The 14,677-nt window shown below is 63.3% G+C and carries 13 protein-coding genes and 2 pseudogenes; 7 read left to right on the forward strand and 8 right to left on the reverse strand.

All coding sequences use genetic code 11. From position 1 onward, the window contains the following. Window positions 1-193: 193 nt before the first annotated feature. A pseudogene (gene arsC / locus ACIROW_RS10895) lies at window positions 194-584 on the forward strand (arsenate reductase (glutaredoxin)); the annotation flags it as partial. Window positions 585-668: 84 nt separating this feature from the next. Here arsC and ACIROW_RS10900 read toward each other — a convergent pair. From ACIROW_RS10900 to ACIROW_RS10925, 6 genes and pseudogenes are all read right to left on the reverse strand, one after another. Beyond that, a pseudogene (locus ACIROW_RS10900) lies at window positions 669-1,427 on the reverse strand (TauD/TfdA dioxygenase family protein); the annotation flags it as partial. A 65-nt stretch (window positions 1,428-1,492) separates the two neighbouring features. Then, entirely contained in the window at window positions 1,493-2,332 is an 840-nt protein-coding gene (locus ACIROW_RS10905; RefSeq protein ID WP_402275143.1) for an ABC transporter permease, read from the reverse strand. Continuing rightward, window positions 2,332-3,153 (reverse strand): ABC transporter ATP-binding protein, encoded by an 822-nt coding sequence (locus tag ACIROW_RS10910; protein WP_402275145.1) that lies wholly within the window; start codon window positions 3,151-3,153, stop codon window positions 2,332-2,334. Before ACIROW_RS10910 ends, ACIROW_RS10905 begins: the two co-directional genes overlap by 1 nt. 72 nt (window positions 3,154-3,225) lie before the next feature. Continuing rightward, the gene (locus ACIROW_RS10915) at window positions 3,226-3,735 is read right to left on the reverse strand and encodes a 3-isopropylmalate dehydratase (RefSeq protein ID WP_402275147.1); all 510 of its coding nucleotides are present in this window, start codon (window positions 3,733-3,735) and stop codon (window positions 3,226-3,228) included. Further along, window positions 3,732-5,003, reverse strand: coding sequence for an aconitase/3-isopropylmalate dehydratase large subunit family protein (locus ACIROW_RS10920; RefSeq protein WP_402275149.1), 1,272 nt, complete (start codon window positions 5,001-5,003; stop codon window positions 3,732-3,734). The genes ACIROW_RS10915 and ACIROW_RS10920 overlap by 4 nt, the downstream gene beginning before the upstream one ends. Before the next feature lie 17 nt (window positions 5,004-5,020). Then, complete coding sequence (locus ACIROW_RS10925) at window positions 5,021-5,899, reverse strand: oxaloacetate decarboxylase (protein WP_402275152.1); 879 nt, start codon at window positions 5,897-5,899, stop codon at window positions 5,021-5,023. A gap of 323 nt (window positions 5,900-6,222) precedes the next feature. Here ACIROW_RS10925 and ACIROW_RS10930 point away from each other — a divergent pair, with 323 nt between their 5' ends. Beyond that, on the forward strand, window positions 6,223-7,149 hold the full coding sequence (locus ACIROW_RS10930) for a MaoC/PaaZ C-terminal domain-containing protein (RefSeq protein WP_402275155.1): 927 nt from the start codon (window positions 6,223-6,225) through the stop codon (window positions 7,147-7,149). Continuing rightward, window positions 7,139-8,296, forward strand: coding sequence for an acyl-CoA dehydrogenase family protein (locus ACIROW_RS10935; RefSeq protein WP_402275157.1), 1,158 nt, complete (start codon window positions 7,139-7,141; stop codon window positions 8,294-8,296). The genes ACIROW_RS10930 and ACIROW_RS10935 overlap by 11 nt, the downstream gene beginning before the upstream one ends. Here the strand turns inward: ACIROW_RS10935 and ACIROW_RS10940 are convergent. Together ACIROW_RS10940 and ACIROW_RS10945 are read right to left on the reverse strand one after the other, a co-directional pair. Then, window positions 8,293-9,120, reverse strand: a complete 828-nt coding sequence (locus ACIROW_RS10940) for an SDR family NAD(P)-dependent oxidoreductase (RefSeq protein ID WP_402275160.1) — start codon at window positions 9,118-9,120, stop codon at window positions 8,293-8,295. The genes ACIROW_RS10935 and ACIROW_RS10940 overlap by 4 nt on opposite strands. A gap of 63 nt (window positions 9,121-9,183) precedes the next feature. Then, the gene (locus tag ACIROW_RS10945; RefSeq protein ID WP_116436468.1) at window positions 9,184-10,371 is read right to left on the reverse strand and encodes a lipid-transfer protein; all 1,188 of its coding nucleotides are present in this window, start codon (window positions 10,369-10,371) and stop codon (window positions 9,184-9,186) included. Between the two features lie 206 nt (window positions 10,372-10,577). On the opposite strand from ACIROW_RS10945, the gene ACIROW_RS10950 reads away from it, so the two are divergent. The 4 genes from ACIROW_RS10950 (at window position 10,578) to ACIROW_RS10965 (ending at window position 14,615) form a co-directional block, all read left to right on the forward strand. After that, window positions 10,578-11,747, forward strand: a complete 1,170-nt coding sequence (locus ACIROW_RS10950; protein WP_402275162.1) for an acyl-CoA dehydrogenase family protein — start codon at window positions 10,578-10,580, stop codon at window positions 11,745-11,747. Next, a complete protein-coding gene (locus tag ACIROW_RS10955; RefSeq protein ID WP_402275164.1) occupies window positions 11,747-12,409 on the forward strand; it encodes a TetR/AcrR family transcriptional regulator in 663 nt (220 codons plus the stop codon). Before ACIROW_RS10950 ends, ACIROW_RS10955 begins: the two co-directional genes overlap by 1 nt. A 2-nt stretch (window positions 12,410-12,411) precedes the next feature. After that, window positions 12,412-13,749, forward strand: a complete 1,338-nt coding sequence (locus ACIROW_RS10960) for a phenylacetate--CoA ligase family protein (RefSeq protein WP_402275167.1) — start codon at window positions 12,412-12,414, stop codon at window positions 13,747-13,749. 92 nt (window positions 13,750-13,841) lie between these two features. Further along, the gene (locus tag ACIROW_RS10965) at window positions 13,842-14,615 is read left to right on the forward strand and encodes an enoyl-CoA hydratase/isomerase family protein (protein ID WP_402275170.1); all 774 of its coding nucleotides are present in this window, start codon (window positions 13,842-13,844) and stop codon (window positions 14,613-14,615) included. Window positions 14,616-14,677 lie beyond the last annotated feature (62 nt).

A 14,677-nucleotide genomic window follows, 5' to 3' on the forward strand; every position in this document is an offset into this window, starting at 1 on the left:
TTCTGTGCTCCTCTGTTTTCCTGGAAATGGGACGTTTGCCGTGCTCGCTCGTGTGCGCTGCACGTTCTCGCCGAGCGTTTTACTATAGCAGCTGTCGCCGCGCGGGGAGATGAAGTATTTTCAGCTGAGCCGGAACCGGATCTTCTCCGATCGGCTATGCTTGCGCACATCGTTTTTGAACCAGGGGAGCACCATGTCCGACGTCACCATTTATCACAACCCGAAATGCAGCACCTCGCGCAACGTGCTGGAAATGATCCGCGCCGCCGGCATCGAGCCCGATGTCATCGAATACCTGAAGACGCCGCCGGATCGCGCCACGCTCAAAAAGATCGTTGCGGCCACCGGCGAACCGGTGCGCAATATCATGCGCCGGCGCGGCACGTCCTACGACGAGAAGGATCTGGACAACGCCAGATGGAGCGACGAACAGCTGATCGACCTGATGCTGGAAGACCCGGTCCTGATCAACCGCCCCATCGTCGTCACTGCGCGCGGTGCTCGCCTGTGCCGGCCGGTAGAGAAACTGCAGGAAATACTGCCGCCGGCCTGACCGCGGCATCTTCCGCCGGGAGATCGGCGACACGCCCGCTCGGCTGGCCCAGCAGCGTGGTGCGGTACATGATGCGGCGCTGGCTGTGGTCGTAATCGGCCAGCGCGATATGCATGGCGCTGCGGTTGTCCCACATCATGGTGTCGCCGAGTTGCCAGCGGTGGCGGTAGACGTTTTCCGGAACGACGCTGTGGTCGTACAGGTATTGCAGCAGCGGCCGGCTCTCCTCTTCCGTCATGCCTTCGATCGCCACCGACGTCATCTCGCTCACATACAAGGCCTTGCGTCCGCTGCCGTCGTGCACGCGCGCAATCGGCTGGTAGACCGGCGGATTGCGGCGGCGGATGTCGGCCAGCTCGTCGCTGGTGCGCACCAGCCGCGTCTCGCGCGCCGCCGTCATGTCATGCAGCGCGTTGCGGCCGTCGAGGATGGATTGCAGCGTCGGCGACAGACTGTCCCAGGCCTTATACATATTGCAGAACATGGTATCGCCGCCGACCTCAGGCAACTCCACGCAATGCAGCAGCGAGCCTTTGGCCGGACGCGTGGTGGTCGACAGATCGGAATGCCATTGACGGCCTACGGCGAGGCGTTTGCCGCCTGCCTCATAATTCGTGACCAGCAGGATTTCCGGATGTTCGGGATGGCGGAATTTGGGAATCGCCGCATGATCGTCGAGCGCACCGAAATGGCGGCTGAAGGCGATGTGCTCCTCGAACGTCAGCGGCTGGTTGCGAAACAGCAGGATGATGTGGCGATGCCAGGCATCGGTCAGCGCCTGCACCGTCTCCTCGTCCAGCGGACTACGCATGTCGACGCCGATCACTTCGGCACCCAGCGCCGACGACAAGGGTTTCAAGGAAAAGCTACTCATGCTGCCTCCCGTAGATGGGGGCTACATCAGTTCGTCTCCGTCATTTTTGTTTTTATCGCTGCATTTCAAACGGTGGGTATGCGCGAACTGTCAGCCCAGAACAAAGCCTTGCGTTGCAGAAAACTCATCAACACGTGCAGGCACACGCCGATCGCCGACAACACGAACAGCGTGGCGAACACGCCCGCCGTGTCGAGGTTGACGTTCATCTGCATGATGGCATTGCCAAGTCCTTTGCGCGAGCCGAGGAACTCGCCGACGATGGCGCCGAGGATGCTGAAGATGATCGCGATGTTGAGTCCCGCGAAGATCATCGGCAGCGCGCCCGGCAGGCGCACCATCGTGAAAATCTGCCAGCGCGTCGCGCGCAACGAGCGCATCAGTTCCAGCCGCGCCGGATCGGTCGAGCGCAAGCCGCTGATGACGTTGACCAGGATGGGGAAGAAGGCGATCGTCGCCGCGATGATGACCTTGGACGTCATGCCGAAACCGAACCACATGATGAACAGCGGCGCCACCGCCACCTTGGGCGTGGTTTGGATCGCGATCAGGTAGGGATACAGCGTCTTTTCCGCCAGCGGGAATTGCGCAATCAGGCCGCCCAGCACGATGCCGAACAAGGCCGCCAGCAGGAAGCCGAGCATGGCCTCCCCCAGCGTGTACAGCGCGTTGTCGAGATAGGCGGTGTTGACCAGCGCCAGCGCGATATTGGAGGGCGCCGGCATAATGTAGATCGGAATCTCGAAGAAGCGGATGATCGCTTCCCACACCACCACCACGGCGACGAATACGGCCGGAATCAGCAGCAGTTCGGGCCGCGCCTTAAGCGTGCGGCGCAGGCTGAAAGAGGCAGGCGCCGACGTGATACCGGAGTTGGCTGCGGCGCTGGTAGGGATGCTTTCCATCAGATGAACCCCTGAGTGTTGAACTGGCTGCGGATGCGCTTGCTGTACACGCCGAAGGCGTCGGTCGACATGATGTCGAGACCGCGCTCGGCGGGCAGGTCAACCGTCACCAGGTCGGCGATGCGACCCGGACGATTCGACAGCACCATCACGTGAGTGCCGAGGAAAATCGCTTCCGGAATCGAATGCGTCACGAAGATCACCGTCTTGCCGGCCTTGCGCCAGATGCGCAGCAGCTCCAGATTCATCACCTCGCGCGTCATGGCGTCGAGCGCGCCGAACGGCTCGTCCATCATCAGGATGGAAGGATCGTGGATCAGCGAGCGGGCGATGGCGACGCGTTGCTGCATGCCGCCCGACAATTCACTCGGATAGCGGTTGGCGAAATCGGCCAGGCCGACCATGTCCAGCAATTCCTGCGCGCGCACGCGGCTGGACGCCATGTCGAGGCCGAGTACCCGCGCCGGCAGCAGGACGTTGTCGATGGCGGTTTTCCACGGCAGCAATACCGGGCTCTGGAACACCATGCCGATGTCGCGATGCGGTTCGTGCACTTCTTCGCCGTTGACCTTGATCGAGCCGGCCGACCGCGGGATCAGGCCCGACAGCAATTTGAGCAGGGTCGACTTGCCGCAGCCCGAGGGGCCGACGATGGTCATGAAACCGCCTTGCGGCACCGTCACCGAAATCGGACCGAGCGCCTGCACCTTGCCGCCGTCGTGGGTGGCATAGGTCTTCTCCAAGGCCTCGACAACAATGGCCGCAGGACTGTTCACAGCGTTTGCTTCCTGGCTGAATGACGTGTCTCGCACGATCGACATAACTGACATCCGGTTGACTCCTGAATGGCATGCATCATAGAGCAAATAAGAACCGTCTTGGCAAATCTGCAACTAGGAAATCAACTGCGACTTCACGAATTCAAGGCCGCCGCCGGCATTGACAATGTCCTGCAGGAAAGGCGCCAATGGCTCCACCTGCATCTGCTTGCCGCTGGTCGCATTGAAGATCGCGCCGCGGCTGAAGTCGATGTCGAGCTGATCGCCGTCGTCGATGGCGTCGAGCACGTCGCTGCCCGCCATCAGCACGGGCACGCCCATGAAAATCGCCAGCCGGAACGGCCCGCGCGACAACGACCGCACCAGCAGGCCGACGCCCAGCGCCTTCATCGCGAGGAACGGATGGCTGTGGTTGCTGCCGTGGGCGAAGTTGCGCCCGGCCACGATGACGTCGCCCGGTTGCGCCTGTTGGGCGAACTCGGGCCGCACTTCGGTCAGAAGATGATGGCGCAGCATGCGCGGATCGAACTCGAATACGTGACGCGCCGAGATCAGCTGGTCGCTGGAGATGTCGCTGGAAAATTTCCAGGCGCGGCCGCTGCTGGTTTTGCCGGCGACGCTCATGCCGCACCTCCTTCAGCATAAGCGCGTGGATCGGTGATGTGGCCCGTAATGGCGGAGGCCGCCACGGTCATGGCGCTGGCCAGGAAAATTTCCGCCTCGTTGCTGCCCATGCGACCCGGGTCGTTGCGCGTGCTGGTGCTGATGCGGCGTTCACCTGCGGTCAGTCGTGCGATGCCGCCGAAACAGGGGCCGCAGGTCGATGGTGAAATGGTGGCGCCGGCAGCGGTGAGTTCAGTCAGCAGGCCTTCCTGCAAAGCCTGCTGGAACACTTGCTGCGTGGCGGGAATCACCAGCAGGTTCACATCGGCATGCACCTTGCGACCGCGCAGGATGGCGGCGGCGGAACGGATGTCTTCAATCGAGCCGGACACGCACGAGCCAATATAGGCATGTTGGATGACGATGTCGGACATCGCTTGCGCTTCACGTACATGGTTGGGCGACGGCGGGATCGACACGCGCGGCGTCAGCGTAGCCAGGTCGATATCGATGGTCATGGCGTACTCGGCGTCGGCGTCGCTGTTGATTGACGCCGGCGCTTGCAGCTGAGCCGAATCGGCCACGCCATGCGCACGCAGGTAGTCGATGCAGCGCTGATCGACGGCGGCGATGCCGGACTTGGCGCCGGCGTCGACGCACAGGCCGCAGATCGTCATGCGCTCCGGCACCGACAGCGTGGACAGGCCTTCGCCCTGGTATTCGATGACGCGATAGCTGGTGGCTTCGTCGTCGAGTTGCTGCATGGTCGCCAGCACAATGTCGCGCGCCGCCACGCCGGGGCGGCAGGCGCCGTGCAAGCGCACGCGGATGGTCTCGGGCACCTTCATCCAGATCTGGCCGGTGGCCAGCACCATCGATACTTCAAAGCCGAACGGCACCGACAAGGCGCCGACCGCGCCCAATCCCGGCGCATGGCTGTCGGCACCGGCGGCGAACATGCCCGGCGCGACCAGGCCCTGCTCCACCATGAGGGGATGCGTGATGCCGACACCGTCGAAGAAATGGCCGACCGACCACTCCTGCGCCAGCTGCCGTGTGAGCTCGTTGCGCTCGGCGCCGGCGGCGCTGTGCACCGGTACTTCGTGGTCGATGATGACGGCGACGCGTTCGGGATGCGCCAGTTTTGTGACGCCGATTTCGCGGATGCGTTTGATATAGGCGGAGAACGACACCTCCGGCGCCGTCACCAGGTCCGGACTGGCCCAGATGATGTCGCCGTGCTGCACGCTGTCCTTGCCGCTGGTGCGCGCAAGAATTTTCTGCGTCATGGTTGCGCCCATAGCGGTCAGCTCCCTTCGTTCACTTGCGTCGCCAGCTCTGCATCGAAGGCGGCGGCGCGTTCCACGCCGACCAGCCGGCCGACGTCGGCGAACTGCGCCATGCCGTCGACCAGCTGCACGGTGTCGCCGCTGGCGAACATGCTGCGCAACATGTCCTGCTGCGCCTTGAACGTGGTCTGGATCAGCGATAGAGGATACAGCGACATGGCGAAGCCGGCGGCGGCAAGTTGCTGGCGCGTGTAATTGGGGCGGACGGTTTCGGCGGCGACGTAGATCACCGGGATCTTCACGCTGGATGCCACCGCTCCCAGCTCGGCCGGTGTACTCAGCGAGGGTGCCATGACGGCGTCGGCGCCGGCGCGCTCCATTGCCTTTGCACGCACGATGACTTCTTCCAGGCCGTAGATGGTCATGGCGTCGGTGCGGCCGATGATGACGAATTCGCTGCTTTTCCGCCCAGCCCGTGCGGCTTTCAGGCGCAGCGACATTTCTTCGATCGGCACCAGTTTCTTGCCGGCCATGGCGCCGCATTTCTTGGGCATGATCTGGTCTTCGAGGTGCAGCCCGGCGATGCCGGCCTTTTCGAAGGCGCGTACGGTTTCGACGATGTTGGCCGCGCCGCCGTAGCCGGTGTCGGCGTCGACCAGCACAGGAACGGAAACCGCTTCGGCGATGCGCGTCGCCTGCTGCACCATGTCGGTCATGGTGAGCAGGCCGATGTCGGGCTTGCCGTAGCTGGAAGCGAGCGAAAATCCGGTCATGTAGGCGGCTTCAAAGCCGGCCTGTTCGATCAGCAAGGCGCCGAGCGCGTCGTAGCAGCCGGGCACCGGCACGGCGCCGCTACGCGCCAGCATTTCGCGGATCAAGGTCCCTGGATGTTGCATCTGGTCTCCGTTGGTAGCGTGTCAGTCAGGTATTGACTCAGGTATTGCGTCAGGTCTGTACTTTACCTGCAACACGCCCGGCTCGCACATGTTGCCGTGCTACGCCCGCCACTCATTTTTTCACTTCTGGTTGACTTCAATTAAATATACTTAGTAGTATGGTGATGTCAAGGACGATTCGTCAATTCCTTAGCCGCATTGCGGCACCCTTCCGACGCGGCGCACATCAACACCAGCGCCGACCGCCTTCATCGCCCTGATGTCGCCGCAGCATCGAGTTCATGTCCGCAAGTGCCCACCCTGTCCACCTTCGACGAGGCCGCATGACGATCGACTATCGCAAGCTGATGCACTGGAAGATTCCCATCGCGCGCCAGCACGTGCGGCCGCAGGATTGCATCCTGTACGCGCTTGGCGTCGGTCTCGGCGCCGATCCGCTCGACCGCGACCAGCTTCATTACGTGTACGAAGAAGGCCTGCGCGTGCTGCCCACCATGGCGACGGTGCTGGCGTATCCGGGCTTCTGGATGAAGATGCCGGACACCGGCATCGACTGGACGCGCGTGGTGCACGCCGAACAGCAGGTGATCGTGCACAAGCCGCTGCCGGTCTGCGCCCGTCTGATCGGCGACACCCGCATCGTCGATATCGTCGACAAGGGGCCGGACAAGGGCGCGCTGATTTACCAGGAGCGCGTCGTCACCGAAGAGGACAGCGGCGAGCCGGTCTGCACCCTGCGCATGACCACCATGTGCCGCGGCGACGGCGGTGTGCAGAATATGCCGGCGGCTTCCGTCCATATGCATCCTGCGCCGACGCCGTTGCCGGAACGCCCGGCGGACTTTTGCATCGACCTGCCCATCCTGTCGCAGGCCGCGCTGATCTACCGGCTGTCGGGAGACGGCAATCCGCTGCACGCCGATCCCGAAGTCGCCCTGCGTGCCGGCTTCCCGCGACCGATCCTGCATGGCCTGTGCACTTTCGGCGTGGCCGGCCATGCCTTGCTCAAGGCGCTGTGCTGGTCTTCCGAAGCCGGTCGCCGCATGGACATCCGCTCAATCGGCGCGCGCTTTTCCGCGCCGGTTTATCCTGGAGAAATTCTGCGCACGGAAATCTGGCATGACGGTAATCAGGTAGCGTTCCGCAGCAGCGTGCCGCAACGCGGCGTGGTGGTGCTCAATAACGGCGCCGCCGTCATCGCTCCGCACGCTGAAACCAAAACCCGCAAGGAAGTCCTCCATGGCGCTTGACGACCAAACCCGCAAACAATTCGTCGCGGCGGTGGAGCGCTTCGTCGCCGAACGCCTGCTGCCCAACGAAGTGCTGGTGGAAGAGCAGCGGCGCGTGCCCGACGACATCCTGGGCGAGATGGCGGCGCTGGGCCTGTTCGGCCTGAGTATTCCGGAACGCTGGGGCGGACTCGGACTCGGCATGGAAGATGAAGTCGCGGTGCTGATCGCGCTATGCCGCGCCAACCTGTCGTTTCGCTCCGCCATCGGCATCAACAACGGCGTCGGCTCGCACGGTCTGCTGACCTATGGCAGCGATGCACAGCGCGAACGCTATCTGGCGCGCATGGCGGCGGGAGAAATGATCGCAGCGTTCTGCCTGACCGAGCCGGACTGCGGCTCCGATGCGGCGGCGCTGCGCACCAGCGCACGCCTGGACGGCCCCGAATGGGTGCTCAACGGCGTCAAGCGCTACATCACCAATGCCCCTTCGGCCGACGTCTTCACCGTGATCGCGCGCACCGATGCCGACAGCCGCGACCATCGCGGCCTGTCCGCCTTCATTGTGGAACGCGGCGCACCCGGCCTGAGCATCGGCGCCACCGACCGCAAGATGGGATTGCACGGCTCGCACACGGCCGACGTGATCTTCAACGACTGCCGCATTCCCGCCGACGCCATCATTGGCGAGCCGGGACTCGGCTTTGCGCTGGCGATGTCTTCGCTCAACCGCGGCCGTCTCGGCATCGCCGCCGCCGCCATCGGCGCCGGCCGTCGACTGATCGACGAGGCGCTGGACTACGCCACCGAACGCCGCGCCTTCGGCGAACCGATCGCGCAGCATCAGCTGGTGCAGGCGATGCTGGCCGATTCGGAAACCGAACTGCTGGCCGCGCAATGCATGGTCGAGTACACGGCGCGCCGTTTCGACCAAGACCTGCCGGTGATCAAGGAAGCTTCATGCTGCAAGTTGTTTGCCACCGAGACAGTGGGCAAGATAGCCGACCGCGTGCTGCAGATTTTCGGCGGCGCCGGCTTCATGGGCGACTATCCGATCGAACGCATCTACCGCGACGTGCGCGTGATGCGCATTTACGAAGGCACCTCGCAGATCCAGCAGCTGCTGATTGCGAAGCAGATGCTCAAGGAGCATGCACTGAAGGGTTAAGGTCTTCCCCCGCCGCAGATGACGATCTGCCCGCTGATGTAATTCGACTCCGGAATGCAGAACAGGTACACCGCGCCCGCAGCTTCCGCCGGCGTGCCGGCGCGGCCCATCGGGATCAGGGTTTCCAGGTTCTGCATCAGTTGCTGGTTGACGCCGACCTTGATCTCGTTGCCTGAAATATTGATGGTGGCGTCGTCGCCTGCCGTCGCTTCGGTCAGGCGCGTCTTGATCAGGCCGAAGGCGACGCTGTTGACGTTGACCTTGTAGCGTCCCCACTCCTTGGCCAGCGCCTTGGTGAGGCCGTTGATGGCCGACTTGGCGGCGGAATAATTGGCCTGCCCGGCGTTGCCCATCACGCCCGACACCGACGAGATATTGACCACCTTGCGGAACACTTCGGCGCCTTGCGTGGCTTCTTCCTTGGCGGCGCGGCGGAAGTATTCCGATGCCGCGCGCAGGATGCGGAACGGCGCCGTCACATGCACCGCCATGATGGCGTCCCACTGTTCGTCGGTCATTTTCTGGATCACGTTGTCCCAGGTGTAGCCGGCATTGTTCACGATGATGTCGAGCCGGCCGAAGCTGTTCAATGCGGTGTCGATGAAACGCGTGGCGAATTCGGGGGCCGTGACGTCGCCGCAGCACACCGTGGCGCGACCGCCGGCAGCAATGATTTCCTGCACGACGCTCTCGGCCATTTTTTCATCGAGATCGTTGATAACCAGCGCTGCGCCATCGGCAGCCAGCTTCAACGCGATCTCGCGTCCGATGCCGCGGCTTGAACCGCTGACGATGGCGACTTTACCTTCGAGCTTCTTGTGCATATGGTCTCCTTGACGACGCGGTCTGTGCCGCGCTTCATGGGTTGATGACGGACAAGCTTCAGTTCAGTTGGTTTTTTCGTAGATGGTGACGACGCAGGCGCCGCCCAGGCCGAGGTTGTGCTGCAGTCCCCAGCGCGCGCCGTTGACCTGACGCCGTTCGGCCTGGCCGCGCAATTGCCAGGTCAGCTCCGCGCATTGTGCGAGGCCGGTAGCGCCGAGCGGATGGCCTTTCGACAGCAGGCCACCGGACGGGTTGGTGACGATCTTGCCGCCGTAAGTGTTGTCGCCGTCGAGGATGAACTTCTCGGCGGTGCCGGGCGGTGTCAGTTGCAGCGCTTCGTAGCTGATCAGTTCATTGGCGGTGAAGCAGTCGTGCAGCTCGACCACCTGAATGTCTTCGGGTCCGACGCCGGCTTCGGCGTATGCGCGCTCCGCTGCGATGGCCGCCATGCCGTAGCCGACCAGCTTGCGCATGTCGCCGCTGTCGAATGAATCGGGCCGGTCGGTGGTCATCGCCTGCGCCGCGATGGCGACGCTGGTGTCGAGATTGAACCAGCGCGCGAAACGCTTGGAGCACAGCACCGCCGCCGCCGCACCGCAAGTCGGCGGACAGCATTGCAGGCGCGTCAGCAGGCCGAACACGGTCGGCGACGCCATCACTTCTTCCAGCGTCACCGGCGTGCGGAATACGGCGTAAGGATTGTTGGCCGCGTGTCGGCGCGCCTTCACCGAAATTTGTCCGAAGGTCTCCGGCGCGATGCCGTATTGATCGAGATAGTCCTGCCCCGCGCCGCCGAAAAATTGCGGCGCGCGCGGCAGCTCCGGGTCGTAGCCGCGATTGCTCGCCATGGTGTCGAGGAAGCGCTGCAGCGGCGCCGGCCGGTCGGTGTAAATGGTGCGCAGCGGACCCGGCATCATCTGCTCCACGCCGATCACCAGCGCGCAATCGATGGCACCGCTGGCGATCGCCTGGCGCGCAAGGAACAAGGCGGTGGAACCGGTCGCACAATTATTGTTAACGTTGATGATGGGCAGACCCGATAGGCCGACTTCGTAGAGCATCGCCTGGCCGACGGTGGAGTCGCCGTAGACATATCCTGCGTAGGCTTGTTCGATCGCTTCGTAACGGATGCCGGCATCAGCGAGTGCGGCGCGCGCAGCGGCGGCGCCCATCTCCACATACGACGCACTCGTACTCGGCTTCGCAAACGGCACCATGCCGACACCGGTGACATAGACTTTCTCGCTCACTGCCGCCTCCTGGCCCGATCCGGGCATTTTGAGCTGCGTCAAAACAGAATTTTTGTTCGCGTGTACAGTAGGCGAACGTGTGTTCGAAAATAATGCGGAAAGCTATTTGACTCTACTCATACTACTTAGTATATTAAGATGAAGTCAATATAAGAAAGCCGCTCTACAACAGACTGCCCGCCGGCCTTCGGCGCAATGGAGAGACGATGGCGATTATTTGGGATCCTTCCCTCGACCCTGACGCAAGCAAGTGGCGCGACATCGCGCGCCGCCTCGCCCACGATCAGCTGGCGCCGCGTGCCGCCGGCATCGACCGCGATCAGCGCTATCCCCACGAAAATGTCGAAGCCCTTCATGAGAGCGGCATCGCCTCGATGTTCATCCCCAAAGATTACGGCGGCGGCGGCGCTTCACTCACCGCGTTCTGCGCTGTAATCGAAGAACTGGCGCAAGCATGCGCGTCCACCAGCGGCATTGTCGCAACCCTCCAGCTCGGTGCCATGCCGCTGCTGCGCGCCGGCACCAATGGACAAAAAGACACCTATATCCGCGCCATGGTGGCCGAACGCAAATCGATTTCGTTCGCGCTCAGCGAGCGTGAGGCTGGCTCCGATCCCTCCAACATGCAAACTCTCGCCACACCCGAGAACGGCGGCTGGCGACTGCGCGGCGAGAAGCGCTGGATCGGCGGCGGCGGGGAGTGCGCGTACTACGTAGTATTTGCGCAAACGGAACCGGGCGCAGGCCGGCGTGGCATCGCTGCCTTCATGGTGGCGGCCGATGCCGAGGGCGTGCGCGACGATGCACGCGAAGACAAGATGGGCATGCGCGGCACCGTCAACAGCACCGTCGTGCTCGACACCTGGGTTGCCGCCGGCTGCATGATCGCTGCGCCGGGCAAAGCACTCAGGCTGGCGCTCGAAGCACTCAACGTCGGACGCGTTGTTGTAGCAGCACAATCGAACGGTATTGCGCGCGCCGCATATGACGCGGCAGCGCGCCGGGCGGCGCTTCGCACCACCTTCGGCCAGCGTCTGCTTGATCATCAGGGCATAGGTTTCAAACTTGCAGATGTCGCAACTCGGTTATCCGCAGGTAGAATGCTTGCATACGAAACCGCCCGCAGTTTTGATACTGGTCAGGATGTCGCGCTTATCGGCGCTCAAGCGAAGTTATTCTGTAGCGAGGCTGCTCACGATGCAGTCGATATCGGTGTACAGGTATTTGGCGGCGAAGGTTTCGTGAAACCTTCGCTCGTGGAGCGTCTTTATCGTGATCAACGCGCTACCGAGATTTATGAAGGTACTTCGGAGATCCAGAGACTGGTGCTCGCACGGGCGATTCATGCCGAGTTCAATAATGAGGAGCAAGCATAATGAAGGTCGACACAGTACGTCCCACATCGACAAACAATGAATTCGCCGGAGACGATTCAGACCCGCGCAGCGAGATTCTCGACGCTGCCGCGCTGGCATTCATGACAAAAGGTTATGCCGCCACCAGCATCGACGATGTCGCCGATATCCTCAGCGCCACCAAGGGCAAGATCTACCATCACTACCGCAAGAAAGCCGACCTGTTCTTCGACGTGCACAAGCGCGGCATGGAAATGGACCTGGCCGCCGTGCAGGAAGCCGCGTCGAAATCCCACGCGCGGGCGATCGACAAGCTGCGCGCAATGACGCTGGCGCACATCACCGTGATCATGGACCACCTGCCCTACCAGCGCGTCGCCGTGCAAGGTCTGGAGATGCATCTGGCCGGCGAAACCACCGCCGCCCAGCGCGAAGTGCTGTCGGAAATCCTGGTGCTGCGCGATCAGTACGAGAACCTGTTCCGCGACACCATCCGCCAGGTCATGGCCGAAGGCCACGCGCCTGACCAGGATCTGCAGATCGTCGTGAAGGCCTTCTTCGGCGCATTGAACTGGACCACCATCTGGTTCCGTCCGCGCGTCGACCAGACCGAAGACGAAAAGCTGGCGGTCGCCAACTCCATCTCCACTTTCGCGATTCGCGGCCTCGGCGCGGAGCAATAACCATGCGCTCCGGTGCGCCGATCGCCGTCGCGCCCGCGCATCTCGATTCCGTCGAAAGCTGGGATCGCGCCACGCTGGAAGCATTCCAGCTGGCGCAGTTGCGCGTACAACTGGCGCGGCTTGCCAGGGACAGCGCATACTATGCGCCGCTGTTCCGGCAACTGGACTGGAACGTCGACGAGCTGTGCTCGCTGGCCGACCTGAGCAAACTTCCGTTTACCACCAAGCCTGATTACATCAACACGATGAGCGCGCAGGCGCCGTTCGGCAAATTCATGACCGTGCCTCAGGACGAGGTGCGGCGCATGCATTTTTCTTCCGGCACGACGTCGGCGCCGTCACCGCAGTTCTGGAGCGAGCACGACCTCGACCGCTGGGCCGGCCTGTATGCGCGTCATGCGCGCGCCCAGGACATCGGCCCCGGCGACATCGTGCAATGCATGTTCAGCTACACTTGGTTCGTCGGCGGCCTCGGCGCCACGGCCGGCTACCAGCGCGCCGGCGCCATGGTGATCCCGGCCGGCAGCCAGGATACCGAACGCCAGATCAATACCTTATTCACCTACGGCAGCACGGTGCTGTGCGGCACACCATCGTTCATCACCCATCTCGCCGAAGAAGTGCGCAAGCGCGGCCGCGACCCGTTTGCCTCGACCGTGCGCAGCATCATGATGGGCGGCGAACCCGGCGCCAGCATTCCGGCCACGCGCCGCCGCATCGAAGCATTGTGGGGCGCACGCGCCTACGACGCCTACGGTTGCCTTGAATTCCAGCCCATCGCCGGCGACTGCACCGCGCAAGCCGGGCCGCACCTGGCCGAAGACTTCGCCTACGCCGAAGTCGTCGATGCCGAAACCGGCGCCGCCGTTGCCGACGGCACCCCCGGCGTGCTGGTGCTGACCCATCTCGACAAGCAGGCCGGCCCGCTGGTGCGCTGGTGGACCGGCGATATCGTGGTGCGCGACTCCACGCCCTGCAGCTGCGGCCGCACTCATGCGCGCCTGGTCGGCGGCGTGCGCGGCCGCGCCGACGACATGCTGGTGGTGCGCGGCGTCAACGTTTTCCCCTCGGCGGTGGAAGAACTGGTGCGCGCCACGCCCGGCCTCGGCGACGAATACCAGCTCGTTATCAATGCCTCGGTACATGATGCCGCCGGCTTCATGAAGTCCATCCATGTACGTGTGGAACAGATCGATGCGTCGGCCAACGCAACAGAACTGGCGGCGCAACTGACACAGGAAATCAAGCAGCGCCTGCAAGTCGGCGCGCTTGTCGAAGTGCTGCCTCAGGGCACGCTCGCACGCAGTACGCACAAGGCAAAACGCGTCGTCAGGGAATAACAAAAAAACAAAGAGATCAACTGACGCGGTAACAAAACAGCAGCAAAAAACACCATCGGCGCGGGCCATCCTGACGCCAGGGAGGAGCGGACATGCAAAGCATCGTCACCGTGGAACGCAGCGACGCGGTCGCCTGCGTCACCATGAACCAGCCCGAGCGCCGCAACGCGCTGGCGCCGGAAATGCGCGAGGCTCTCACCGAAACCCTGGAGCGCCTGGCCGGCGACGTCGATTGCCGCGCCATCATCCTGGCCGGCAGCGATCGCAGCTTCTGCGCCGGCGGCGATCTGTCCAGCCTGCCCGCGGGCGACACATTGGCCAGCCGCAAACGCATGACGCTGGCGCACCGCCTGCTGCGCACCATCACCGACATGCCCAAACCGCTGATCGCCGCCGTCGACGGCACCGCCTTCGGCGCCGGCATGGGCCTGGCGCTGGCCTGCGACTACGTGCTGTGCAGCGAACGCGCGCGTTTCTGCACGGCGTACTCCAACGTCGGACTGATGGCCGACATGGGCCTGCTGTGGTCGCTGCCGCAACGCGTCAGCGCCGGCCAGGTACGCCGCCTGCTCTACACCAGCGCCGTGGTCGACGGCGAAGAAGCCCTGCGCCTCGGCCTCGCCGATCAGTTGGTGCGCAGCGACGAATTGCAGCAGACCGCACTCGACCTGGCCACGCAGTTCGCCGCCGCCCCGCCGCTCGCAGTCGGTCTCACCAAGGCGGCACTGGCGCGTCTGCCGGGCTCGCTCGACACAGTAATGGGGCTGGAACTGGACGGCCAGTTGCAATTGTTTTCGAGTGCAGATTTCACGGAAGGGCGTCATGCCTTCCTGGAAAAAAGACGGCCGCATTTCCAGGGCCGCTGATGAGGTTGAATACGTACCTGCGGGTATCCGCAGAGATGGATAGCATGCTGGACTTCACCGAG

The sequence above is a fragment of the Herbaspirillum sp. NPDC101397 genome (assembly GCF_044767325.1).
Lineage (GTDB): Bacteria > Pseudomonadota > Gammaproteobacteria > Burkholderiales > Burkholderiaceae_D > Herbaspirillum.